This window comes from Flavobacterium rhamnosi, from assembly GCF_048286515.1.
Lineage (GTDB): Bacteria > Bacteroidota > Bacteroidia > Flavobacteriales > Flavobacteriaceae > Flavobacterium.
In genome coordinates this window covers 194,742-221,720 of the sequence record NZ_JBLVPS010000001.1, presented here as the reverse complement: position 1 = coordinate 221,720, position 26,979 = coordinate 194,742, and the positions used below count along the sequence as shown (strand labels likewise).

21 protein-coding genes and 1 tRNA gene are annotated in these 26,979 nt (G+C 36.1%); 9 read left to right on the top strand and 13 right to left on the bottom strand.

Features of this window, described 5'->3' with window-relative positions:
• Window positions 1–49: 49 nt before the first annotated feature.
• The 7 genes from ACNQGN_RS01005 to rocD form a co-directional block, all read right to left on the bottom strand.
• The gene (locus tag ACNQGN_RS01005) at window positions 50–286 is read right to left on the bottom strand and encodes a MoaD/ThiS family protein (RefSeq protein ID WP_417986012.1); all 237 of its coding nucleotides are present in this window, start codon (window positions 284–286) and stop codon (window positions 50–52) included.
• Window positions 283–1,080 carry a uroporphyrinogen-III C-methyltransferase gene (gene cobA, locus ACNQGN_RS01000; protein WP_417986011.1) on the bottom strand — a complete coding sequence of 266 codons (798 nt, stop codon included), beginning with the start codon at window positions 1,078–1,080 and terminating at the stop codon, window positions 283–285. Before cobA ends, ACNQGN_RS01005 begins: the two co-directional genes overlap by 4 nt.
• A gap of 5 nt (window positions 1,081–1,085) precedes the next feature.
• The gene (locus tag ACNQGN_RS00995) at window positions 1,086–1,649 is read right to left on the bottom strand and encodes a molybdenum cofactor guanylyltransferase (RefSeq protein WP_417986010.1); all 564 of its coding nucleotides are present in this window, start codon (window positions 1,647–1,649) and stop codon (window positions 1,086–1,088) included.
• An 18-nt stretch (window positions 1,650–1,667) separates the two neighbouring features.
• A complete protein-coding gene (locus ACNQGN_RS00990; protein WP_417986009.1) occupies window positions 1,668–2,411 on the bottom strand; it encodes a sulfite exporter TauE/SafE family protein in 744 nt (247 codons plus the stop codon).
• Between the two features lie 10 nt (window positions 2,412–2,421).
• Entirely contained in the window at window positions 2,422–3,594 is a 1,173-nt protein-coding gene (locus tag ACNQGN_RS00985) for a molybdopterin molybdotransferase MoeA (protein WP_417986008.1), read from the bottom strand.
• A 303-nt stretch (window positions 3,595–3,897) separates the two neighbouring features.
• Window positions 3,898–4,860, bottom strand: coding sequence for an arginase (locus ACNQGN_RS00980; RefSeq protein WP_417986007.1), 963 nt, complete (start codon window positions 4,858–4,860; stop codon window positions 3,898–3,900).
• A gap of 10 nt (window positions 4,861–4,870) precedes the next feature.
• On the bottom strand, window positions 4,871–6,121 hold the full coding sequence (gene rocD / locus ACNQGN_RS00975; protein WP_417986006.1) for an ornithine--oxo-acid transaminase: 1,251 nt from the start codon (window positions 6,119–6,121) through the stop codon (window positions 4,871–4,873).
• 227 nt (window positions 6,122–6,348) lie between these two features.
• Here rocD and ACNQGN_RS00970 point away from each other — a divergent pair, with 227 nt between their 5' ends.
• The 5 genes from ACNQGN_RS00970 (at window position 6,349) to ACNQGN_RS00950 (ending at window position 12,040) form a co-directional block, all read left to right on the top strand.
• A complete protein-coding gene (locus tag ACNQGN_RS00970; RefSeq protein ID WP_291249121.1) occupies window positions 6,349–6,801 on the top strand; it encodes an Lrp/AsnC family transcriptional regulator in 453 nt (150 codons plus the stop codon).
• 23 nt (window positions 6,802–6,824) lie between these two features.
• A complete protein-coding gene (locus tag ACNQGN_RS00965; RefSeq protein WP_417986005.1) occupies window positions 6,825–9,029 on the top strand; it encodes a penicillin acylase family protein in 2,205 nt (734 codons plus the stop codon).
• Window positions 9,030–9,174: 145 nt separating this feature from the next.
• Entirely contained in the window at window positions 9,175–9,948 is a 774-nt protein-coding gene (locus ACNQGN_RS00960; protein WP_417986004.1) for a dienelactone hydrolase family protein, read from the top strand.
• Window positions 9,949–9,980: 32 nt separating this feature from the next.
• Window positions 9,981–11,024: a DUF3667 domain-containing protein gene (locus ACNQGN_RS00955; protein WP_417986003.1), complete on the top strand. Its 1,044-nt coding sequence runs from the start codon at window positions 9,981–9,983 to the stop codon at window positions 11,022–11,024.
• 5 nt (window positions 11,025–11,029) lie between these two features.
• The gene (locus tag ACNQGN_RS00950; RefSeq protein WP_417986002.1) at window positions 11,030–12,040 is read left to right on the top strand and encodes a M28 family peptidase; all 1,011 of its coding nucleotides are present in this window, start codon (window positions 11,030–11,032) and stop codon (window positions 12,038–12,040) included.
• A 122-nt stretch (window positions 12,041–12,162) separates the two neighbouring features.
• Here the strand turns inward: ACNQGN_RS00950 and ACNQGN_RS00945 are convergent, their stop codons facing one another.
• The 6 genes from ACNQGN_RS00945 to ACNQGN_RS00920 form a co-directional block, all read right to left on the bottom strand.
• A complete protein-coding gene (locus ACNQGN_RS00945; protein WP_417986001.1) occupies window positions 12,163–13,020 on the bottom strand; it encodes a sulfurtransferase in 858 nt (285 codons plus the stop codon).
• 228 nt (window positions 13,021–13,248) lie between these two features.
• Window positions 13,249–14,442: a PAS domain-containing sensor histidine kinase gene (locus ACNQGN_RS00940; protein ID WP_417986000.1), complete on the bottom strand. Its 1,194-nt coding sequence runs from the start codon at window positions 14,440–14,442 to the stop codon at window positions 13,249–13,251.
• A 405-nt stretch (window positions 14,443–14,847) separates the two neighbouring features.
• Window positions 14,848–14,921: transfer RNA gene (locus tag ACNQGN_RS00935), tRNA-His, on the bottom strand.
• 75 nt (window positions 14,922–14,996) lie between these two features.
• Entirely contained in the window at window positions 14,997–15,713 is a 717-nt protein-coding gene (bshB1, locus tag ACNQGN_RS00930) for a bacillithiol biosynthesis deacetylase BshB1 (RefSeq protein WP_417985999.1), read from the bottom strand.
• 95 nt (window positions 15,714–15,808) lie between these two features.
• Window positions 15,809–16,870 (bottom strand): chorismate-binding protein, encoded by a 1,062-nt coding sequence (locus ACNQGN_RS00925; protein ID WP_417985998.1) that lies wholly within the window; start codon window positions 16,868–16,870, stop codon window positions 15,809–15,811.
• Window positions 16,870–17,307 (bottom strand): PaaI family thioesterase, encoded by a 438-nt coding sequence (locus ACNQGN_RS00920; RefSeq protein WP_417985997.1) that lies wholly within the window; start codon window positions 17,305–17,307, stop codon window positions 16,870–16,872. The genes ACNQGN_RS00925 and ACNQGN_RS00920 overlap by 1 nt, the downstream gene beginning before the upstream one ends.
• A 139-nt stretch (window positions 17,308–17,446) precedes the next feature.
• Here ACNQGN_RS00920 and ACNQGN_RS00915 point away from each other — a divergent pair, with 139 nt between their 5' ends.
• The 4 genes from ACNQGN_RS00915 (at window position 17,447) to ACNQGN_RS00900 (ending at window position 26,904) form a co-directional block, all read left to right on the top strand.
• Window positions 17,447–18,973 (top strand): hypothetical protein, encoded by a 1,527-nt coding sequence (locus ACNQGN_RS00915; protein ID WP_417985996.1) that lies wholly within the window; start codon window positions 17,447–17,449, stop codon window positions 18,971–18,973.
• Between the two features lie 247 nt (window positions 18,974–19,220).
• Window positions 19,221–21,779, top strand: coding sequence for an endonuclease (locus ACNQGN_RS00910; RefSeq protein ID WP_417985995.1), 2,559 nt, complete (start codon window positions 19,221–19,223; stop codon window positions 21,777–21,779).
• 89 nt (window positions 21,780–21,868) lie between these two features.
• Window positions 21,869–25,522: a phosphoribosylformylglycinamidine synthase gene (gene purL / locus ACNQGN_RS00905; RefSeq protein WP_417985994.1), complete on the top strand. Its 3,654-nt coding sequence runs from the start codon at window positions 21,869–21,871 to the stop codon at window positions 25,520–25,522.
• Window positions 25,523–25,713: 191 nt separating this feature from the next.
• Window positions 25,714–26,904, top strand: a complete 1,191-nt coding sequence (locus ACNQGN_RS00900; RefSeq protein WP_417985993.1) for a BaiN/RdsA family NAD(P)/FAD-dependent oxidoreductase — start codon at window positions 25,714–25,716, stop codon at window positions 26,902–26,904.
• Window positions 26,905–26,979: the final 75 nt, after the last annotated feature.

Sequence of the window (26,979 nt, the reverse complement as noted above, 5' to 3'; positions counted from 1 at the left end):
TAGTAGTGATGCTGTGTTCTTTTTAATCGTTGATCAGCAATCAAAATCTCTATCCTCCTGCAAATGGAGGTAATAAAGCAACAATATCATTGCTTTTCAGAATATAATTTGCGGTATCCTGTATTATTTTTTGATTGATAGCAACACTAAAAGAAAGTTGACCCAATTGGTATTTTTGTTCTAATGATGCCAATAATTCATGTAAAGGTAAATCAGAAAAAGAAATTTCTTCTCCTTGACTGTTAGTTTTCTCGGCGATGGCGCCAAAATATTTTATTGCAATCATGCTGTTAAATTTAAATTTTGAAAAATGAACTCCTCTTCTGAGAATCCCTCTCGAAAATAAGTCGTTAATTTTGAAGCATTTCGCACCACTTCACCAATTACAATAATTGCCGGAGATGAAAGTTGTTTCTCTTCCACTAATTTCGTGATAGAACTAATGGTTCCAACTACTTTATTCTCCGTGTCTTTTGTTCCATTTTGAATGATAGCAACCGGCAAATCATCAGTTCTGTTGTTCTGATATATCGAAATAATTTCGTCCAGTTTATTCATTCCCATCAAAATAACCACCGTTGCAGATGACTGAGATGCCAAAGCGACATCTTTAGACAATTTATGATCTGAAGTAGTTCCTGTAATTACCCAAAAACTTTCAGCAACTCTTCTTTGTGTCAAACTGATTCCGTTAGAAGCCGGTACTCCTAAAGCAGATGAAATTCCCGGAACAATAGCGATTTCCAAATCAAATTTTTGAGCATATTCTATCTCTTCGCTTCCTCTTCCAAAAACAAATGGGTCGCCTCCTTTCAATCGAACGACATGACCACAACGCTTTGCCATCGACACAATCAATTCATTAATCTGATCTTGACTGTAGGCGTGACAACCAAAACGCTTTCCAACAAAAATGATTTCTGCCTTCGTCGCGTACTGCAACAACTCTTCATTTACAAGTGCATCATACAAAACAACGTCAGCACTTTCCAGCGCTTTGATTGCTTTTAAAGTAATTAACTCTACATCTCCGGGACCTGCTCCGACGATTGTCAATTTTGGTGTATTTGAATTTTTCATTTTAACTAGGATAAATTGGTATTCAATTCGTTTAACTCGGCAACAGAATTTATATTTTTAAACAACCCTCTTTTGGCATCCGTAATCGGAATCAATTGATGTTTTACACTTAAAATGAAGCGCATCATTTTTAAATCAGAAGCTTCAACAGCCTTTTTTAAAACAGGCAAACTATTTTTCGAATAAATCCCTATCAAAGGATGAATTCGTTCCTTATCTTCAAAAACAGAAACATCAAAATGTGACGTATGTTTTTCAACCAATTCTTCTAACATTTGAGTAGAAATTAAAGGAATATCACAACTCAATATCAAATTCATCTCAGTTTGCGAATGAACCAGCGCTGTATATATTCCACCCAAAGGTCCTTTATCAACTACTATATCTTTTATTTTCCTGTATGCTAAATAATCATAATGGCTTGTATTGGTAACCAATTGAATGTTCTGCGAAATTGGCAAAACTGCTTCAATAATATGCTCAATAAAAGGTTTGTTTTGGTACAACACCAATCCCTTCTCCGATTGCATTCGGCTGCTTTTTCCTCCACAAAGAATCGATACTTGCATATTTTTACATTTATTGGCTTAGACAATCAATTTTACACTCGCCATCAGGATTACTGTTGCTAACACATATTTCAGAACCTTATTAGAAAAATAGCCACTGCCGAAATACGCACCTAACATCCCTCCAAAAACAGCTATCGGAACTAAATAAACACTTTCCATCGGAAAGGTTTTATCCCCCATAAAATAGCCCGAAAGTCCCGCAATTGAATTCACCAGAATAAATAGACTTGAAATCGCTGCTGTTTCTTTTAACCTTGCCCAACCCAATAATAAAATAATCGGACTCAGGATAACACCGCCGCCGATACCTAACATTCCAGATAATAAACCAATTCCAAAACCAATTCCCATCGCTAGGGGAATATTTATATCAGTAAGTTCTTTTTCTTTAGAATTAAAGAACCCGAACAATCGCAACGCCGCCAGAATCAATACTATTCCTAACAATATTTTATAAAAGCTATTTTCCAACGGAATCATTCCTCCAATAAAAGCTGCTGGTACTGAGGTTATCGCAAAAGGATAAAATAATTTGGGTCTGAAGAAATCTTTTTTGTAGTAAAAGAAAAAAGAAATCGCTGAAACAAACAAATTAAGCAACAATGCCGAAGGTTTCATCACCGAAACAGGGAATGCAAAAATAGCCATCAACGCTAGATACCCCGAAGCGCCGCCATGTCCTACGCTGGAGTACAAAAAAGCGACCACCGTTAGTAATACGCCGAATAAAATCAAAAAATCATCATTTACTATTGACATCTGAAATCTATTAATTAAGTGGTATAACCGTCACTTCCTGATCTTTTTCAATATTAGCCACATCATAAGGCAAATAAATTAAAGCATTCGCTACTGCAAAAGTATTTAACATTGCTGAACTTTGACTCTCCAAAACCATAACTTTTTCGTCATCATAAAACCCTTTTAAAAATAAGGATTTTCCTGATATATTTTCAAATTCAGTGTTGATTTTTCTTTTAATTTTCGGCAAATGAATTGCATCAAAAGCCATACCTATTTTTAGGGCTGGATAAACATACACATAAAAACTTGTCAATGTCGAAGCTGGATTTCCGGGTAAAGCAAAAACTATCGTTTTGTCTTTTTTTCCAAAGAAAAGTGGCTTTCCTGGCTTCTGATTGATTTTATAGAATAACTCTTCAACTCCATTAGATAAAAGCGCTTCTTTCACAAAATCATAATCCCCAACTGAAATTCCGCCAGAAACAAGAACAACATCAAAAGCAGAAAGACAGCTTTTTAAAACTCTTTTTGTGGCTTTTAATTTATCCTTTACCCTAAATGTTTCAATTTTCTTAATCCCGATTCCTTGCAAAGCAGATTCAAGCATAATGGAATTGCTTTCGTAAATTTTTCCTTCAGGCAATTTTTTACCCACTTTTACCAATTCATTACCGGTAACTACGATAGCTACTCTTGGCTTGGCATAAACCGTGATTTCCGTGATTCCCAAACATGCTAAAAAACCAATAGCTGCAGGAGTAATCACCGTATTATTTTCGAGTACGAGTTCATTTTCTTTAATTTGCTCGCCTTTGTTTCTCACATTGGCAAAACGGGCAGGCATCTTAACAATTTCAACCGTTTTATTTTTAACCGTGGTATGTTCCTGCATCACAACCGTATCCAAATTATCCGGAACATATGCTCCCGTGAATATTCGAATCGCTTGCTCTTTCTTTATTTTTTTATTCGAAAAATCACCAGCTTGTGAAGTACTCACCACGTTAAACTGCTGTAATTCACTATGCATAAAAGCATAGCCATCCATCGCTGACTGACGGAAAGGCGGCATATCCATTGGCGAATATATTGCTTCAGCTAAAATAAAACCAAGTGATTTAGCCACTTTAATTTTTCTGATTGGCATCTTGCAACTATTTTCTGCAATAATCGATAAGGCTTGGTCCACTTGTATCATACAATTTTGAATAAAACTAAGTAAAAGTACTTATTGCAAATATACGTAAATCTGTGACGATGAACCAACAATTAACTATAATTGTATTCAAAATAAATATAGAAAGATTTAAGCCCTATTATTTATTAAAAAATGAACAAAGTAATACCAAATCTGCAAAATCTGTAAAAAAGAAATCCCAAAATTCATCTAAATTTTGGGATTTCATATACTAATTAAAAAATTTAAGATCATTCTGCAAGAAAAATCTGCATTTTATAAATAAATCAATACTCCCACGATTAAAATTAGTAAAATTGACATCTATTCAATTGGCAAGATAAGTGTCGCGGTAACAGCCTCTAAAACTTCGAAAGCTATTTCTGCCATTTTATTCCCTTTAATATCCAAAAGTGGATTTACTTCCACAACTTCCAGACAAATCACCTTCTTACTTTCGATAATCTGATTAATAATCGCAATGACTTCGTATTGATCAAATCCTTTAGGAACAGGAGTTCCCGTTCCATAAGAAATCATATCACAATCCATGGAATCCACATCAAAAGAAACATAAATCATATCACAATTTGATAATATACTTAAAGCTTCAGCCACACAAGTCTGCAGTCCCCTGTAACGTACTTCATGAACTTTATAATTCCTCATGTGCAACTTTTCAATCTGCTTATCTTCGGCTTCTTCGGTATCGCGAACACCAAAATAGATAACATCCTCGGCCACCACTTTAGCACCGTCACAGCCTATATTTTTCATATCCTCCCAATGCTGCTGTGTTTCAAGAGGCACCTCATTATTCTGACAGCTTAAATTATCATCTGCAATAGCCGCCGATAATGGCATCCCATGAATATTTCCCGAAGGCGAAGTATAAGGCGAATGCAAATCAGCATGGGCGTCAATCCAAATTACTCCTAATGTCTGTTCCTGATAAGCTGCTTTTATGCCACTTATAGTGCCCAATGCCGAGGAATGATCTCCTGATAAAACAATCGGAAAATAATTTTGTTCCAGATTTTTCTTTACAGCATGACAAACTCTGGTACATTGCTCCACAACGTGTTCTATTCTTTTGGCAGAGGTGCTCCGATTTTTATCATAAATAGACTCGTTATGCGTTTTCACATCTTCAAACTCAAATTGATTAAAATAGTCGCTATCTCTATTAATAGCGGCTATTTCGATAGCATCAATTCCTAAATCGGAGCCTCGTGTTCCTGCACCAATATCAGACCTGTTTTTAATTAACTTTATTGCTTTTTCCATTACAATTAGATTATCTGAAATCGTTTAATGCTTTTTCAATAATTTCAAGACATTCGTGAATTTGAGTTTGGGTAATCACTAATGGCGGGGCTAAGCGAATTTTATTACCATGTGTAGGCTTTGCCAATAAACCGTATTGGCTAAATTTCATACAAATATCCCACGCTAAATCAGAGTCTTCATCACAATCGATAACAATTGCATTTAACAGTCCTTTACCACGAACCGATTTAATTAGAGAATTTCTAGAAGCAATTTCGTTAAGTCCTGTTCTTAAAACAACTCCTAAGTGCGCCGCATTCTGCGCCAAATTTTCATCACGAACCACTTCAAGTGCTGCAATCGCAACTGCCGCTGCAACTGGATTTCCTCCAAAAGTAGAACCGTGTTGCCCTGGTTTGATAACGTTCATAATCGCATCATCAGCGAAAACTGCCGAAACTGGATAAACTCCACCCGAAATAGCTTTCCCTAAAATTAAAATATCCGGATGAACATCTTCATGATTAACGGCTAATAATTTTCCGGTACGAGCAATTCCCGTTTGCACTTCATCCGCTATGAATAAAGCATTGTGTTCTTCACAAAGCGCCTTGGCTTTTGCCAAATAGCCATCCGCAGGAACATACACCCCAGCTTCTCCCTGAATAGGTTCTACCAGGAAACCCGCTATATTTTTAGTTGATTTTAAAGCGTTTTCCAATGCTTCAATATCATCATATGGTATTTTTATAAATCCTGCTGTAAAAGGTCCAAAACTTTTACGTGCATTTTCATCATTCGAAAACGAAATAATCGTAGTTGTTCTTCCGTGAAAATTGCCCTCACAAACAATTATTTGCGCTTGATTTTCAGGAATTCCCTTTACTTCATACGCCCATTTTCTACAAATTTTCAACGCTGTTTCCACAGCCTCAGCACCCGTATTCATTGGCAAGACTTTATCGAAACCAAAATATTTGGTTACAAATTCTTCATAAGGTCCTAACTGATCGTTATAAAAAGCACGTGAAGTCAACGTCAATGTTTGCGCTTGTTTCACCATCGCACCAACAATTTTCGGATGGCAATGTCCTTGATTTACCGCCGAATAAGCCGACAAGAAATCAAAATATTTCTTTCCGTCTACGTCCCAAACATACACGCCTTCCCCTTTTTCTAAAACTACCGGTAAAGGATGATAATTATGAGCGCCATATTTATTTTCTTTTTCTATAAATGCTTCAAATTTTGAAGAAAGTGCTTGATGTGATTGTTCCATGACATGTGTTTTTTAAAACTTTCAAACAAAAATATATAATATTTTTTATTTTACAACAAAAAATATTAATTTTGACTTAATTTACTACCATAAAAATTAATAATAACTTAAAATTGTACGAAAATAAGTCATTTAGTAATAGTTTTCGATTTTAATTTCAATTCGCTACTAAATAATAATTACTTTTATAAATAGTAAAAAACCTTACTCAATTTAAAATAAATCTCATGGATGCATTAGATGAATTCGATATCAATATTATTAAAGAATTAGAAAAAGATGGTCGTATGGCATTTTCAGCTATTGCCACTACGCTAAAAATATCCAATACCATGGTGCACCAACGGGTAAATCGATTGACAGAGCAAGGAATTCTGGCAGGAATAAAACCTATTATAAACGAAAAGAAAATAGGCTACGACTGGGCTTCTTTTACGGGTATTACCTTAAATAAAGACCAGGATTCGAATAGAATAATTGAAGAATTGAAGAATATTCCTGAAATCACAGAATGTTATTATGTCACTGGTTCTTTTACGCTGTATATCAAAATAGTAGCGCAGAACCATGAGCACATGAGAAAAATCCTTTACGAGAAAATTGATAACATTCCGGGCATTTCAAAAACCGATTCTATAATAGAATTGGGTTGCGCTTTTAAACGGAATATAACATTATAATACCCAATTAACAGCTCAAAGAAATGAGAAACTATAGGAACTATCTGAAATTCGGCTTGTTATTACTCTGCATCAGTTTTCAATCCATCGCCCAAAAAACAGATGCAAAAGAAATTATCCGACTCAAAAAAATAGCTCAACAAGTTACTATAATTCGAGATAATTGGGGAATTGCGCATGTTTACGGCAAAACGGATGCCGATGCTGTTTTTGGTATGTTATACGCCCAATGTGAAGATGATTTCAAACGTGTCGAACTGAATTATATAGAAAAACTGGGCCGTCTTTCTGAAATAAAAGGAGAATCCTTTTTATATAATGATTTGGAAATCAAACTTCTGATTGATGTCAATGAAGCTAAAACCGATTATAAAAAAGCAGCACCCTGGCTCAAAAAACTATTAAACAGCTATGCCGATGGGATCAACTTTTACTTGCACACTCACCCCGAAACAAAGCCGGTTTTATTAAGTCATTTCGAACCATGGTATCCCTTACTTTGGACAGACGGCAGTATTGGGGCTATCAGCACCGCTGATCTTTCTACTGGAGAATTAAAAGCTTTTTATTCCGGAAATACAGCTAAAGTGGCTTATACTGAAAGAGAAAAAGAAATACAGACAGGTTCTAATGGTTTTGCTTTGGCCCCTGCCAAAACTGCTTCCGGAAATGCTATTCTTTACATAAATCCCCACACGTCTTTTTATTTCAGACCCGAAATACAAATCACTAGTGACGAAGGTCTTAATGTTTATGGCGCAGTTACCTGGGGGCAATTTTTTATTTACCAGGGATTCAATGAAAACTGCGGTTGGATGCATACTTCTTCAGGCGTGGATGTGGCTGACCTGTATGCAGAAAAAATCGTAGCCAAAAACAAAAAATTATTCTACGAATACAATAAAAAACTACTGCCTTTAAAAGAAAAAACACTTACTATAAGTTATCTAAAAAATGGAACGTTAATCCCTAAAGAATTCAAAACGTATTTTACCAATCATGGTCCGATTATGGTCAAAAGAGATGGGAAATGGATCAGTCTGAAATCAAATAACCGATCGATGAACAGTCTGGTGCAAAGTTGGACGAGAACAAAATCTAAGAGTTTTGATGATTATCAAAAGGCAATGGATTTAAAAGCCAATACCTCTAACAATACCGTTTATGCCGATAACAAAGGAAATATTGCTTATTGGCATGGAAACTTTATTCCAATTCGCGATAAAAAACTGAACTGGTCAAAAGTTGTGGATGGCACAACTTCAGCAACACAATGGAAAGGTTTACACGCTATTTCTGAGACAGTCCATCTCTATAATCCTGCAAATGGATGGTTGCAAAATTGCAACTCTAATCCGTATTCCGTAGCTGGCACTAACAGTCCAAAAGAGGAAAACTATTTACCTTATATGGCCCCTGATGGAGAAAATTTTAGAGGTGTAAATGCCGTGCGTCTTTTAAGTAAAGAAAACCAATACTCTTTAGATAAAATAATTGCAGACGGTTATGACACCAAACTTTCTGCGTTTGAAATATTAATTCCTTCCCTGATTGCTTCTTTTGAAAAAAACACGCAACCTAATGAACAGTTGTATGCTGATCTAGTGGAACCAATTGCAATTTTAAAAAAATGGGATTATTACGCTAAGGCCAATTCTATAGCCACGACATTGGCAAATGAATGGGCATTCAAATTAGATCCAATCATTAGAAAAGCCTACATTACTGAACAGGGGGAATTGGATCAGATAGAAAATACCAAATCTTTTGCAAAAAATGCCACCGCGGACCAACTACTGCCTCAATTGCAATTCGTCATAAATGAATTAAAAACGAAGTTTGGCACATGGCAAATTCCTTGGGGAGAAATAAATCGTTTCCAAAGGCTGTCCGGTGACATAACTCTTGAGTACGATGACAATAAGGAAAGTCTACCTATAGCGAATGCTTCAGCATCATGGGGGTGCTTACCCTCCTTCGCAAGTTCGTATCGAAAAGGTTCCAAAAAAAGATACGGTTACAGCGGCAATAGCTTTGTTTGCGCTGTAGAATTTGGAGCTAAAATAAAGGCAAAATCATTATTAGCTGGCGGAAATAGTGGCGATCCAAAATCAAACCATTTTTATGATCAAGCGGAGATGTACCAAAAAGGACAATTCAAAGAGGTCCTTTTCTACAAAGAAGACGTCCTAAAAAACGCAGAACGAACCTACCATCCTGGCCAGTAATTGTTTAACCCGATACCCTGATTTTTTTTCCCCGAAACAGCAAATTACTTCTTGCCTGTTTTTGTTATAAAAAAAGTTAAAAAGAGCTTGTTTATATAAAAAAATCACATTTTATTTTAGATATTTGTATGAAAAATAAAACTTTATGAAAAATATAGTCTTTTTAATTTTAGGAATTATACTGTTTTCCAATAGCACTTTTGCACAGTTAAAAGCAGTAAAATATAATGATGGGACCCAGGTACTAAATGGTTTTCAAGTACAGCCCATAAAAAAAAGCCCACAAAAACCAGGAATCCTTATACTTCCCGCTTGGAAAGGTATTGATAAACATTCGAAGAATACTGCGCAAAATTTAGCTAAACTAGGGTATTATGCTTTTGTAGCGGACATCTATGGTGAAGGAAATTATCCCAAAGACAATGCGGAAGCAGGACAAAAAGCAGGATTTTACAAAACAAATTACGCAGCATACCAAAAAAGAATTGCCTTAGCTTTGGAACAATTAATTAAATCCGGAGCCAATAAAGACAATATTGTAGTGATTGGTTTTTGTTTTGGCGGAACCGGAGCGCTTGAAGCAACACGCGGAAATCTAAATATAAAGGGAGCAGTTTCTTTTCATGGTGGTTTAGGAAAAGAAGCTTCGAGAACAGCCCAGCCTCTTACTGCTAAAATTTTAGTGTGTCACGGAGCCGATGATCCTTTTGTACCAAAAGAAGAAGTTACCGCTTTCCAGCAGGAAATGAGAGATTCAAAAGCCGATTGGCAAATGGTATATTACGCCAACGCAGTGCATTCTTTCACAGATCCCGAATCCGGAAATGATAATTCTAAAGGAGCTGCTTATAATGAAAAAGCCGCTAAACGCTCTTTCGATCATTTAAAAGTTTTCTTAGATGAAGTCTTGAAAAAATAATACAGATGCGATTATAACTAAAAAACGTTTTTATGGGGAAAACCGTTTTAAGAAAAGACAAAACCTGTCTAAATTGCAGATATGTTGTAGAAAACAGATTCTGTCCTAATTGTGGGCAGGAAAATACCGATACCCGAAAAACATTTCATCATTTGTTTATTCATTTTTTTGAAGACTTAACACATTACGAAAATGCTTTTTGGAAAACGATAAAGAACCTAATATTCAAACCTGCGACTTTAACAAAGGAATATCTTTCCGGAAAGCGATTGTCTTATTTGGCTCCCGTTCGACTTTATATTTTCATCAGTTTTGTAACATTTTTTCTTATAACCGTTTTTCCAAATGAAAAATCCAATCCAGTAAAAATTAACGAAAAAGAACCTATAACATACCCCGCAAAAGATAGTCTGAAAAACCGAAATAAAACTGCAGACAGCATTTTGACTAGCGAAGTTTCAATAAATGATTCTATTAAAAACAAGAGTGTGAAGATGGGCGAAAAAAAGGAATTTTTAAACTTTGGCTACAAATCTGTTCAGGAATTAGATTCCATACAACAACATGCGCCTGAATCTGAAAAACTATCTGATTTCAGTTATATGATCAATAGAAAATTTCAAGAGGTAAAAGACAAAAACAAAGAGGAATTATTTGAAAAATTCAAAGATTCATTCGTTCATAATTTCTCGAAAGTGTTGTTCATTTATATGCCACTTTTCGCCTTTTTTCTATGGGTTTTTCACAACAAAAAACGCTGGTATTACTTTGATCATGGTATCTTTACGCTGCATTATTTTTCGTTCTTATTATTAGTGTTTTTAATACTGTTTCTATTCACTAAAATACTTTCATCATTTAGAGATTCTGGTGGTATTGATTTCATTATTGGAGTATTTAACTTCGTCGGAATCTCTTGGATGCTCTATTATTTTTTTCCGGCCCATCATCGGTTTTATGGGGAAACCCGACTGGTTTCGTTACTAAAAAGTATGTTCCTGTTTATCATCAATTTCGTTATGCTCATTATAATTCTTACTTTATTTGCCATTTATACCTTTATTAATTTACATTAAAAAACATGAAAAAAATAACCTTATTAAGTTTGCTATTTGTTTTAAGCATAAGCTGCACTGTCAAAAAAATGGATATTGACGTTGAGCCTACCAAATACATGAATACCATAACAGCCAGTGATTTAAAAACACATCTTTACATCGTCGCTGCAGATTCAATGGAAGGGCGCGAAACAGGATCAGTCGGCCAGAAAAAAGCAGGCCTTTATCTTATAAATCAATATCAGAAAAATAACATTCCTTTTCCTAAAGGAGCAGCCGACTATTATCAAAAAATCCCTGCTGCTTTCCTGAATGCCAAACGTAACGAAAACTTATCTGATTCAGAGAATGTCTGGGCATTCATCGAAGGTTCCGAAAAGCCAAACGAAATCCTGGTTATTTCGGCTCATTACGACCACGTAGGTATAAAAGATGGTGAAGTATACAACGGCGCCGACGATGACGGTTCCGGAACAGTTGCGTTATTGGAAATTGCACAAGCTTTTCAAATTGCAAAAAAAGAGGGACACGGACCAAAACGTTCTATTATGTTTTTTCACGCAACTGGTGAAGAACATGGTTTGCACGGTTCCCGTTATTACTCGGAAAATCCTTTGTTCCCTTTGGCTAACACAATTACTGACATCAACATTGATATGATTGGCCGTCGTGACGATGCGCACCCGAATACCAACAATTATGTGTATTTAATTGGCTCAGATCGTTTATCAACTGACTTAGATAACATATGTAAGATCGCAAACGCCAAGTACATCAAAATGGATCTGGATTATAAATTCAACGACCCTAAAGATCCGAATCATTTTTATGAGCGTTCTGATCATTATAATTTTGCTAAACATGGTATTCCGGCAGTATTCCTTTTCAATGGTGTTCACGCTGATTACCATCAAAAAACGGATGAAGTTGAAAAAATAGAATTTGATGCTTTGACCAAAAGAACCCAACTTGCTTTTGTAATAGCATGGGAATTGGCAAACAGAGAAAACAGACCCGTAGTCGATAAAAAATAGATTCAGCTATAACAATGGATTTCCATTTGGGAGCCATAAACAAGAGCTTTGAATTCCTCCAAAGCTCTTGTTTCATCTGTATCTACGCAAAAAAACAGATTTCTTTTTGAAAATATTCATATTTACTTTTTCTTTGAAGTTGCTATCGGTCTATCGTTTCGGGACCACTCACTCCAAGAACCCACATACAGTTTTGGGATTTCAAGACCTGCATAAGCAATTGCCAAAAGTGTGTGACAGGCGGTTACACCGGAACCACAATGCACAATACAATTTTCAGCCTTTTTGCCCCCAAATTCTTTTAAATATTTATTCTTCAGCTCATGTGGCGATAGGAAAAACCCATTATTATCTAAATTAGTGGTAAAAGGAATGTTTATAGCGCCCGGAATATGACCGGCAACTAAATCAATCGGTTCTTTTTCTCCCTTGTATCGTTCCTCATCACGCACATCAATTACAAGAAAATTAGCCTCTTGTGCTACTTTATCAATTTCTTGAATGGTAGCTAACGGTAACAACCAATTTTCAATTTCATACGATTCCTTTTGCAACGGGATTTCAATTTTTGAGCTTGTTGAAAATCCAGCTTTAATAGCCGCTTGTAAGCCACCATCCAGCACCTGAACTTTCTCGTGTCCCGCAGATTTTAACATCCACCAGAAACGTGCTGCTGCATTAGCGCCATTTTTATCATCGTAAACCACTACATGACTCGTTGGCGTTATACCAAGATTTGCTAAAGTGTCAGAAAATTGTTCAACCGTAGGCAAAGGATGTCTGCCACCTACGGACACATCTGTGTTAATATTGGCCAACTGTGTATTCAAATCAACGTACAAAGCACCTTCCAAATGTTTTGCTTCATAATTTTCTTTAGCACCACTTCCATTACTGGCATCAATAATAACTAATTCACTCTTTGACTGCAAGGCAATTAATTGAATAGGTTTAATAATTGGTGAGATTTCTTGATGCATACGGCATTAGTTTTTAAAATAGTATAATTAATTTACTACTACAATTCTCAAAATTAGCTAAAAATAAAGAGTTTACCGTTTTTCAGCTGTGCTATTTTAACTCTTATTTACAACGTTCGAAACAGCTAAATAGAGCAGCTGTAAGGAATAATACCTATAGAATTTAGTCCAAAAAAAAATCCACTTATGTGGACTTTTACAATTTACTGACTAACCTTATAGTGCTTATTAAGCATGTTCGTCGAACTCAATTTTATCTGCACTATCTATTTTGTTCGGCTTCTCTATTGGCAATGTAAAATAAAAAGAAGAGCCTTCACCCTCTATACTTTCTACCCATATTTCACCACCGTTTTTTTCTAAAAACCCTTTTACCAATAATAATCCAATCCCCGCACCTTTATTTTCTACTCTTGCTTTTGAAAGAATATTCATTTGCGGCGTAAAAAGCTTGTCTTGAATTTCTTTGGACATACCAATACCTGAATCCTTTATCTGGACTATTATTTTATCGTCTTTTGCTTTTGCTGAAACCATTATTTCCCCTCCGGGTAGTGAATGTTTAATAGCATTAGAAACTATATTTTGAATAACGGAAAGTAACATTTTTCCATCTGCAAAAACTTTAGTATTCTCATCAATTTCATTGTGCAGATTTATTGCATTTAAAGAAGCAGTATCATTTAAAGTATCAAAAACTTTTTGCACATACTGGACAAGCTCGATTTTTCTCGGAGAAAACACTTCTGCTGCATATTTTATTCGTGCCCATTCGACCAGGTAGTCTAACATATTCAACTCATCAATTGATGCTTTGTAAAGGAGCTCAAGCATTTCCTTAACGGTGCTTGGATCCATTCTTTCAAAATTTGATTTCAAATATCCCGTAGTTGCGATAATACTGGATAATGGACTTCTCAAATCATGCGAAAGTATAGCTAGAACACTTTCTTTGTGAGTATTTAGATCTTCAAGTTCTTTTACATAATTTTTTATCGCGTCTTCTGATTTCTTTCTTTCCGTTAGGTCACGAAGGATCTTAACATATCCTAACATCTCTCCATCAATTCCTGTAAGTGGAAAAACTAAACCATAGGCGTAAAATATACTCTTGTCTTTGCAAATGTGCCATCTATTATCCGTTGCTCTTCCCTCTTTCAATGCGGTTGCAATTTCATTTTTCGAAACACCATTTTCTATATCTTCTTCTGTAAAAATTACATCAAAATGTTTTCCCATAATTTCATCAGGCTCATAACCGAAAATTTTTGATGCCCCTGAACTCCAGCTGTTGATTATAAATTCATTATCAATGGTGAGAATGGAGTAATCTTGTAAACTATCTATAATCTGACTATAAAACTCAGCAGTTGGAATATAATTACTTTTAAGAATTTTAGAATTAATTTGCTTGTTTTCCATTTGGTGCGTTAAAATGATATTTTAAAAAATTTGAAGGCAAGAGTATTTAAAAATGTGTTCAAAGATATACAAAAGCCAGATGAATCCTCAAAAATAAAAAATATTCCCCCAAAACATCAATAACGCACTATTAAAGAGTCAATTCCTAATCCATTTCCTATTTATAATCCATTAATTTCTTTGCGTTGTACTAAAGAACCTTTCATCCCAGTATTGGGTATTTTAATTTCTAAGAAACATTGTTTGTTTACGAAAACCTAAACAACTTCTTCAAGTACATAAAAATTTACACTGTACTACTCATCCTCCTATACAATATTCAAGCCAATAATTAAAACCGGTTTATTCCAAGAAAATTTATTCCACAAAAAAAGCCCCGAATTTCTTCGAGGCTTTTGCCTTTTGGGTGGATGACCGGGTTCGAACCGGCGACCCTCGGTACCACAAACCGATGCTCTAACCAGCTGAGCTACAACCACCATTTGCTTAGCGGTTGCAAATATACAACATAAGTTTACTTCTGCAAATAATTTTTTTAAAAAATTACAGCAAAATTATATCAAATCTCCTAAACTATTGACTGCCAAATATCTTTCTGCAGTAAAACCCTCAGCATATTCCAGTCCGGTTAGCCTTCCTAAATCCTTTGAACGATAATTTAAGCTTTCAAAGAAGTTCTTACTGGTTATTGGCGATTCCGGTTCTTTCGAATTTGCATCATAAAACTGAGAACCATAAGCCAAAATAGATTCTATTTTTTTATCAGTAAAGCCTGTAATATCTACAACAAAATCAGGTTCTATATTTTTCCACTGGATATAATGATAGACCACTTTTGGTCTCCAAGCTCCTTGCTTTAAGCCATTAACTGTCGTTTCTATTTTCATCAATCCCGATAAAAAACAAGCGTCAGAAACGAGCTTGCTTCCCTTTCCATGATCGATATGACGATCGTCAATTGCATTACAAAGCACAATATCCGGTTGATACTTGCGAATCATTTTTATGATTTCTAATTGGTGTTTTTCATCGTTCATAAAAAAGCCATCACGCATTTCAAGATTTTCACGTACTGAAACACCGAGTATTTTTGCAGCAGTATTTGCTTCCTGATCTCTTATTTCAGCTGAACCCCTTGTTCCTAATTCACCTCGGGTTAAATCAATTATTCCGACTGTTTTCCCAAGAGAGATTTCTTTTAAAATGGTTCCTGAACAACCCAATTCCACATCATCAGGGTGCGCACCAAAAGCAAGTATATCTAATTTCATTTTAATGTTCTTTATTACTTATTGCTGTTTTTATTTCTTATTAAAATTGTTTTTTTATTGATGACCAATATCTTACAATTCTCTCCTTACCCCTTTTACTTCCAAAGAACCCTTTTCATCGTCATTGATTTATTGACGCTTTCATTCCACTCCTTTTCCGGAATGCTGTCTTTTGTGATGCCGCAACCCATGTACAAAACCGCATGAGAATCTTCAATTTGCATACATCGCAAATTTACAAACAAATCAGAACTCCCATCCATTGCAAAACTACAGTTTAACTCTCCTAAAAAACCAGTATAAAAGCTCCTGTCATAATTTTCATTTTCCAAAATAAAAGCTTTTGATTTTTCTTTGGACAGACCACAAACCGCAGGCGTTGGATGCAATAAGCCGATTACTTGTTGCAAACTGAAATCCGGATTCAAAACCCCTGAAATATCCGTTTTAATATGCCAGACACTTCCTGCTTTTATACTATACGGCTTGGAAACCAAAATTTCCGAAGCTGCGTTTTGCAGTTTATTAACTATATAATCCGTCACAAATTGTTGCTCTTCCTTTTCTTTTTTCTCCCAAACAATCTCAATTGCACCCTTGTCTTTTTGAGTTCCTGCCAAAGCAATAGTTTCAAAAATATTTTTATTAGATTTTAGCAATTGCTCCGGAGTGGCACCAAGCCAGATTCCAATTTTTGGATGGTAAAAACAATAAACAAAAGTGGAAGGATACAAATGCGCCAAGTTTTCGAAAGCTGCTCCAAAATCGAAATTAACCAAGTCAACTGTTTCCTTTCGGGATACAACCACTTTCTCTAATTCGTTATTTTCGATTGCCTGAATTCCTTTGGCTACTATTATCTCAAAATTTTCTTTATCGGCCTGATCAGAATCCACAAATTGGTTCTCAGGAACCGTAAACTCCTTTTTCTCCCAAATAGCACTGGCAATTTCGCACTTATTTTCAGGAATCAAATACGTTTTAGTGCCATCAAAAGAAGCAAAAACAAAGCCTTTTTCGCTAAAATCATGTACTGAAAATAGCGTGTCATCATGCTGAAAAAGCCCAATTACGATATCAGAATTTGGCTTGCAATACAGTACAAAAGGTAAATTTTGCGTAAATTGATTTTTAGCTTTATCTAAAATTTCGTCCATTATTTGTCTTCACTTTTTCTTTTTGGCAAAACCATATTCGTCAATTTACAAAGTGAAATTAAGTTATCCTTTTCATCTGTAATTCGTATTTCCCACAGATGAATACTTCTGCCCTTGTGTACTATTCTTGCCGTTGCAGTTACGATTCCTTCCCGTTTTGCTTTCAAATGATTCGCCGATATTTCGATTCCGCGAACCTCACTGTGTTCTGAATTTATATACAACATCGATGCAGCACTTCCTACGCTTTCCGCCAAGGCCACCGAAGCGCCTCCGTGCAATAATCCCATAGGTTGATGGACTGCTGGCGTCACCGGCATTGTTGCCACTAAATAATCTTCTCCTGCATCAGTGTATTCAATATTCAGTGTTTGCATCAGTGTATTCTTTGAAATTTGATTGCAATATTGAAGAATTTTTTTCTTGTCAAATGTCATATTTCTGGCTTTAAAAATGTAAAATTAAATAAAAGATAAGTTACAAAATAGTAAATACAATTGTTATTCTAAATTCAAATTTTAAAATCGTTTCCTGTCCAAATAAGATTTTCCTTATTTTTACAAAAAAAATAACGAAATGCGTCCCAAAACTTTACTGTTTATCATCGGAATACTGTTATCTGTTTTCGCCTGTCGTTCAGATTTTGAGACCGTAGCCAGCACAGGTGATTTGACCTTTTCGAAAGATACAATCTATTTAGATACTGTTTTTACAAACATAGGCTCCAGCACTTATCGGCTTAAAGTGTACAATCACAGTAAAAATGACATCACCATTCCTACAATAAAATTAGCAAAGGGATTGAGTTCTAAATATAGAATAACAGTTGACGGAATGCGGGGAAACGAAGGAAAAATATTCAATAATGTGGATCTCCTGGCCAAAGACAGTTTATATATTTTTATAGAAACGACTGCCAATAGTTCCGATGCAAACCCAACTGACTTTCTATACACCGACCAAATTGAGTTTGATGGTGGTCAGAATTTGCAAAAAGTAGAGCTGGTTACACTCATTCAGGATGCTGTTTTCCTATATCCAAAACGTTTTGCCGATGGAACTACTGAAACACTTCCTATTGGTGAAGAAAAAATTGATGGCTTTTATCTGGATGAAAATGATCCTGTAAATGGTAATGAATTGCATTTTACCAATACGAAACCATATGTTATTTATGGTTACGCTGCCGTTCCTTCGGGGAAAACGGCAACTTTTGATGCAGGAGCCAGAGTCCATTTCCATGCAAATTCCGGCCTTATAGTATCTAATACTGCTTCAATACATGTAAACGGGGCAATTTCTAGCACAGACAAGATGGAAAATGAAGTCATTTTTGAAGGTGATCGATTAGAACCTGATTACTCAGATGTTCCCGGACAATGGGGAACGATTTGGCTTACCGACGGCAGCACCAATAATCAATTGAATCATGCCACAATCAAAAATGCAACTATTGGCTTACTGATTCAAAACAACGATGGAACACCTACAACTATAAAAAACACACAAATTTACAATTCAGCCAACTATGGTATTTTGGCGCAGACTGCAAAAATTAATGGAGAAAATCTAGTTATCAATAATGCAGGACAGGCGAGTTTAGCATGTTCCTATGGCGGAAATTATAATTTTACACATTGCACTTTTAACAACAACTGGAACAGCTCAGAACAAGTGGCTGTTTTAGTAAGCAATTACATTTTGGGAGCAGTTCCGGAAGTAAAAGATTTGACAGAAGCTACATTCAACAATTGTATTATATATGGTTCCTACTCCAACGAAATGATTTTAAACAAAAAAACAGGTGCTTCTTTTGAATACCAATTCAACAATTGCCTTTTAAAATTCAACGCTATTTCGAACCAATTCACCACGAATCCAGATTATCAGTTTGAAACCGATGCAGTACATTACAATGCAATTATTTTAAATAAAGACCCTAAATTCCTGAAAGTTTCCCTAAACAAATTCAACATTAATGAAACCTCTTCCGCTTTTGCAAAAGGAAATTCAGCCTATCTGATTCCCTTGGATATTATAGGAAACAATCGAACTACACCTCCTGATTTAGGAGCGTATCAAAACAAACCGTTTCCTAAATAATTTTAATTTCAGAGCGATTCCACACCAATTAATTGCATCAAAATTACCCTTTCCAGCATAGCTAGTTCAACTTTCGCCTCAATTTGAATGCTTTTTTTTTCACCAGTATTACGGTTAGTAAAATACGATTATCTTCACAATTTATTAACACAAACCGTTAAAAAAGTTATAAATTTGTACGTCTTCAAATGTTTCTGATTTGAAAATCCGGTTTTTGCCCCCCTACTAACCAAATCTACTTTAAACTATGAAAAAAATCTACTCTGCTCTATTATTGCTATTCTTCACTGCCGGTATTGCGCAAATACCAATTGGCTATTACACGAATGCCTCCGGCACAGGTTACACACTAAAAACACAATTATACAATATCATCAAAGGCCATAACGATAATGGGTATGCTGGTTTATATACCATTTACCAAACATCTGACAGGGATTATTACTTTGAAAATGACGCTACAATTTTAGATATGTATTCTGAAAATCCGACCGGAACAGATCCTTATAATTATTCGGCAGGAACAAGCCAAAGATGCGGAACGTATAGCGTAGAGGGTGACTGCTATAATAGAGAGCATATTATTCCTCAATCTGTATTCAATGAACAATCCCCAATGGTTTCAGATGCGCATTTTATAACACCAACAGACGGAAAAGTGAACGGACAGCGCTCCAATTATCCACACGGAACTGTGGCTTCCCCAACTTGGACCTCATTAAACGGAAGTAAACTTGGAGCAAGTACAATTGCTGGTTATTCCGGAACTATTTTCGAACCTATCAATGAATTCAAAGGTGATATTGCCCGCATGTACTTTTATTTTGCCACACGTTATGAGAACACTGTGGCGGGTTATTCCTATTCAATGTTCAATGGCACAAGTAATCAGGTATTTTCAACTGCTTTTTTAAACCTGCTTTTAACATGGCACAATCAAGATCCGGTAAGTACTAGAGAAATTGCCCGAAACAATGCCATTTATACATCTCAAAACAATAGAAACCCTTATATTGACCATCCTGAATACGTACAGGCAATTTGGAATCCAACCGCTGATGCGCAAGTACCATCTGCTCCAACTAATTTACTAGCAACCGGAACAACTTCTAGTTCTGTTTCATTAAGCTGGATCGCTTCCAGTGATAATGTGGGAGTAACTGGATATGATGTATATATGAACAGTGTTTTAAAAACAACTGTGCCCGGAACTACAACAGATATCACCGGACTAATAGCTTCAACAACGTATTCTTTCAATATAGTTGCCAAAGATGCAGCAGGAAATTCTTCCGCTTCAAGTACTGTAGTCAATGCTACAACAGCCGCTGGAACATCAATTACATATTGTACTTCTCAAGGCAATAGTACTGCAGATGAAAAAATTGGAAAAGTCATTTTTGGCGCCATAAATAATACAACGACAGGGACTGCTGGTTATGAAAATTTCACAGTATTATCTACAAATGTAACTTCCGGAACTGCAAATACCATTACAATTACTCCCTCATGGACCAGTACCGTTTACAGTGAAGGGTATGCCGTTTGGATTGACTATAACAAAAATGGGGCTTTCACTGATGCCGGTGAACTCGTTTGGTCTAAAACAACTTCAACAACGACTCCAGTATCAGGAACAATCAACATACCGACTTCAGCTGCATTAGGAATTACAAGAATGAGAGTTTCAATGAAATACAACTCCATTCCAACTTCTTGTGAAGCAATACCATATGGTCAAGTGGAGGATTACACTTTAAATATAGTTGCAGGAACTGCTGACACAACTGCTCCATCGGCCCCTACTGCTTTGACAGCATCAGGAACAACTCAAACTACAACCAATTTATCATGGACACCTTCTACAGACGATGTTGACGTTACCGGATATGAGGTGTACAGGGGAACAGCATTATTAGGAACCGTTTCAACCTCCACTTATAATGCTACTGGTTTAATCGCAGCTACAGCATACTCTTTCTCTGTGAAAGCAAAGGACGCAGCAGGAAATATTTCAGCCGCAAGCAACACGTTGAACGTGACAACTTCAGCTACAGGTGGTTCAACTGCAACCGATTTATTATTTTCAGAATATATTGAAGGCTCATCAAACAACAAAGCTTTGGAAATTTCAAATGCAACAGGTTCAGCAATCAACTTATCTGTTTATAGCATAAAAAAACAAACTAACGGAGCTGGTTCGTGGAGTACAGGATTAAACTTAACAGGAACATTGAATAACGGAACTAAATTCACCATTGTAAATAGTTTAATCGCTTCAAGCTGTTATCCTATAAGCTCGGCAAACCTTTCTACATCAGCTACCGAAATGGCTTTTAACGGAAATGATGCCGTAGGTTTATTCAAAAACGGAGTCTTACTTGACATAATTGGAACTTTTAACGGAGGAACGGCAAACTTTGCAGCTGATGAAACAATCAGAAGAAAAGCAACAGTTACCGCTCCAACTACCACATTCAATAAAACAACACAATGGGATTCTTATACTTCAGATACTTGTAACAATTTAGGAAGTCGTTTGATCCAAAAATCAATTAAAGAAGAGATTAATTTAGATTTAGGTGATATAACGCTATATCCAAATCCAACAAATGGTAATTTTTCCATTAATAATTCCAATAAGATGTATTCTATCGAAATCTACTCGATTATCGGTCAGAAAGTATTTGAAGAAAAAAATCGCACGAAGTCAGAGATTTCTGTCCCCCATATTCCCAATGGGATATATATGGTCAGAGTTATGATCGATTCAAATTCAGTCCTAAAAAAATTAATAATCAACTAGTAAAAAAGCGGCAAAATTGCCGCTTTTTTATTTCAAAATTTAATCTTAATTGACTAAATTTGCACCGCAATACAACAAACTAAAAAACAATGATCCATTTCTTTGAAAACCAAAGCAAAACTGTTTTTGCAGTACAAACGCAAAACGAAATTTCGGCTCAAGACATTTTAAAACTCAACTGGCTTTTTGCCAACTCCTATAAAATAGAAAAATCCGTATTGACGGATTTTTTTGTTGGCCCTCGCGCCACTATGATTACGCCTTGGAGTACTAATGCAGTGGAAATAACCCAAAACATGGGGATCTCCGGAATCATCCGAATTGAAGAATTCCAAAAAGCAACGGCCGATTTTTCTGATTTCGATCCAATGCTTTCTCAAAAATATGCCGAGTTAAATCAAGATATTTTCACTATCAATGTACTTCCTGAAGCTATTTTGGACATTGCTGATATCGCTGCCTACAATAAACAAGAAGGATTATCTTTAAGTCCTGAAGAAGTAGAATATTTAGACAATTTAGCGCTTAAATTAGGACGAAAACTAACGGATTCAGAAATTTTTGGTTTCTCGCAAGCCAACTCTGAACACTGTCGTCACAAGATTTTCAATGGAACCTTTATAATTGATGGCGAGGAAAAAGAATCTTCATTATTCAAATTAATCAAGAAAACCTCACAAGAAAACCCGAACGATATTGTTTCAGCTTATAAAGATAATGTTGCTTTCGTAAAAGGGCCTCGCGTGCAGCAATTTGCTCCAAAAAGTGCCGACAAACCTGATTTTTATGAAATAAAAGAATTTGATTCGGTTATTTCATTAAAAGCGGAAACGCATAATTTCCCCACAACTGTAGAACCTTTCAACGGAGCTGCAACGGGTTCTGGTGGAGAAATTCGAGACCGTTTAGCAGGCGGACAAGGTTCATTGCCAATGGCAGGAACCGCAGTTTACATGACTTCGTATTCTCGTTTATCAGAAAACAGACCATGGGAAAATGGTATGACCGAAAGAAATTGGTTGTATCAAACACCAATGGATATTTTGATCAAAGCGTCAAACGGAGCTTCTGATTTTGGAAATAAATTCGGACAGCCATTAATTACGGGTTCTATCCTGACTTTCGAACATGAAGAAGATGCTCGCAAACTAGGTTTCGACAAAGTGATTATGCAAGCCGGTGGAATTGGTTACGGAAAATTAGATCAAGCGATTAAGAAAAAACCACAAACAGGGGATAAAATTGTTATCCTTGGTGGGGAAAATTATAGAATCGGAATGGGTGGAGCTGCAGTTTCATCGGCAGATACCGGTGCCTTTAGTTCAGGAATTGAATTGAATGCAATCCAGCGTTCGAATCCAGAAATGCAAAAACGCGCTGCCAATGCCATTCGTGGTTTGGTAGAAAGTGATATCAATCCAATTGTCTCTATTCACGATCACGGTGCTGGCGGACATTTAAACTGTCTTTCGGAATTAGTAGAAGATACTGGTGGATTAATTAATTTAGACAAATTACCTGTAGGAGATCCTACTCTTTCAGCAAAAGAAATAATCGGTAACGAATCTCAGGAAAGAATGGGATTGGTTATTGGTAAAGAGAATATCGATTTATTGCAAAAAATTGCCGATCGTGAGCGTTCACCTATGTATCAAGTGGGTGACGTAACTGGAGATCACCGTTTTACTTTCGAATCAAAATCAACTGGTGCTAAACCAATGGATTTTGCCTTAGAAGACTTCTTTGGAAGTTCTCCAAAAGTGGTGATGACCGACAAAACGATCGTTAGAAACTATGCTGATTTAGACTATTCAATAAAAAATATCTCAACATACCTCGAGCAAGTACTTCAATTAGAAGCAGTGGCTTGTAAAGACTGGTTAACCAACAAAGTAGACCGATGCGTTGGTGGAAAAGTTGCCAAACAACAATGTGCCGGTCCATTACAATTGCCATTGAACAATTGTGGTGTAATGGCTTTGGATTACCTAGGTAAGGAAGGAATTGCAACTTCGATTGGTCACTCCCCTATTGCAGCATTAATTGATCCAGTTGCTGGTAGCCGAACCGCTATTGCAGAAGCATTATCAAATATTGTTTGGGCTCCAATAAAAGACGGCCTGGATGGAATTTCCCTTTCAGCCAACTGGATGTGGGCTTGTAAAAACGAAGGTGAAGATGCCCGTTTGTATGCAGCTGTACAAGGTTGTTCGGATTTTGCCATCGAATTAGGAATCAATATTCCAACCGGAAAAGATTCGCTTTCGATGAAACAAAAATATCCAAATGACGAGGTAATAGCGCCAGGAACGGTAATTATTTCAGCAGGTGGAAATTGTACCGACATTAGAAAAGTGGTAGAACCAGTTTTACAAAGAGACGGCGGTTCTATTTATTATATCAATTTATCACAAGATGATTTCAAACTAGGTGGTTCTTCGTTTGCACAAACGCTGAACACTATTGGAAATGAAGTACCAACTATTAAAGATGCTGCCTTTTTCAAAAGAGGCTTTAATACCATTCAAAAATTAATTTTAGATAATAACATACTTGCCGGACACGATATCGGAAGCGGTGGTTTAATCACTACTTTATTGGAGATGTGTTTTGCAGATGTGAATTTGGGAGCTAAAATAGATTTCTCTGTTTTCGAAGAAAAAGACATTATCAAATATCTTTTTGCTGAAAATATTGGAATTGTTTTCCAGGCAAAATCAGATGCTGAAGTTGAATCTAAATTAAACGCAAATAATGTTTCTTTCTACAAGTTAGGAACTGCTACAAATGAAGCGACTTTAGACTTCGGCCCTTGCAAATTAGACATTGCTAAATACAGAGATGTATGGTACAAAACGTCCTTTTTATTAGACCAGAAACAATCTAAAAACGGAACGGCTCAGGCACGTTTCGATAATTATAAAAACCAAGCTTTACACTATACTTTCCCTACACATTTTACAGGAAAAAAACCAGTTATCGACAATTCTAAACCTCGTCCAAAAGCAGCTATCATACGTGAAAAAGGAAGTAATTCTGAACGCGAAATGGCCAATGCAATGTACTTAGCCGGTTTTGATGTAAAAGATGTCCATATGACCGACTTGATTTCAGGTCGTGAAACTTTGGAAGACATTCAGTTTATCGGGGCTGTCGGCGGATTCTCAAATTCAGATGTTTTAGGTTCTGCCAAAGGTTGGGCCGGAGCGTTTTTATACAATGAAAAAGCAAAAACAGCTTTAGACAACTTCTTCAAAAGAGAAGATACTTTATCTGTTGGAATCTGTAACGGCTGTCAATTGTTTATGGAATTGGAAGTGATTAATCCTGAGCATCTAGTACACGGGAAAATGCTTCATAACGAAAGTAATAAACATGAAAGTATTTTTACATCAGTAACTGTACAGGAAAACAATTCTGTTATGCTTTCTTCATTAGCAGGAAGTACATTAGGAGTTTGGGTTTCGCATGGAGAAGGAAAATTTAGCCTACCAATGGGTGAAGAGAATTATAATATTGTTTCTAAATACGCATATGAAGCTTATCCTGCTAATCCAAACGGTTCTCATTTTGACGTTGCTATGCTTTGCGACAAAACAGGACGTCACTTGGTTATGATGCCTCACATTGAGCGTTCAACGTTCCAATGGAACTGGGCACATTATCCAAAAGACAGAGACGATGAAGTTTCGCCTTGGCATGAAGCATTTGTCAATGCCAGAAAATGGATGGATAAAGTCTAGTTTTTGTACACTATATTGAAAGCGCTCCCGAAAAGGAGCGTTTTTTTTATGGGTAGCTTCAGATTAAAAGTTCGTGTTAAGTTTATGCACAGCAAGATAATCCACATGAATTATGGTGCGTTTTGGTACTGCAATGTATAATAAAAGTGGTATAACAGGTTTAATCTTTAAACAAAGAGTATTTTTGTGGCGTGAAGAAATCAGTCTCAATTATTGGAGGAGGACCTGCCGCACTTTTACTTGCCGCATTCCTTGATCATCAGAAATTTAATGTTACCATTTACGAGAAAAATAAAACGCTTGGAAGAAAATTTCTTGTGGCTGGAAAGGGAGGATTTAACCTTACGCATTCAGAACCAATTGCTCAGCTTATAGCGCGTTACACCCCATCCGACTTTTTACAAGAAGCACTACTTGATTTTGACAATCATGATTTTCAAAATTGGATTGATCTCACCGGTATCCCAACATACATTGGCAGTAGTAAACGCGTCTATCCTGAAAACGGAATTAAACCTATTGCAGTGCTCAACGCTATCCTTGAGATCCTTAATAAACGCGGTGTTACCATTTGTTACCAACATACCTGGAAAGGCTGGAGTAATAACAATAATCTTGTATTCAATGTTGCCACAGAAGTAAAATCGGACTATACCATTTTTGCCCTGGGCGGAGGTAGCTGGAAAATCACTGGCTCAGACGGAAAGTGGCTTAATTTATTCAAAACACAAGGAATAGATGTTGTCCCGTTTAAAGCCTCAAATTGTGCTTATGGTGTAAACTGGAACAATGATTTCATCAATAAATACGAAGGGACGCCCCTTAAAAACATAGCTATTACCTGCAGGGATAAAAGTCAAAAAGGCGAAGTAGTGATTACAGGTTTGGGTTTAGAAGGTAATGCCATTTATGCAATCAGCCCACAAATTCGCGAGGAGCTTACTAACAAAGGAAAAGCTATAATCTATCTGGATCTAAAACCGACATTAAGTTATGATGCTTTGCATCAAAAGATCAAAAAATCAAATTTAAAAAAGACGAGCGAAACATTACAAAAAGAGCTTAAATTGACTAGCGCGCAGGTTGGACTTTTAAAAACTTATCTTTCAAAAGAAACCTACCTAAATCCGGAATTACTGGCACAAAACATCAAAAAACTCAGTATAGAAATCACAGGTTCTGCCCTATTGGATGAGGCAATATCCACAACTGGAGGAATTAAACTGGATGCCCTGGATGAAAATTTTCAATTGAAAATGATGAAACATCATTATTGTATTGGCGAAATGATAGACTTGGATGCGCCAACGGGCGGATACCTTCTTCAATCTTGCTTTAGCATGGGTGTCTTTCTTGCACGTCATCTCAATACAACCCATTAATGTTTTGATTTATTTTGGGATTTTTTATTTTTTTTTTCATTGTACAGATAAACAAAATTCTATTTAGTACTACCA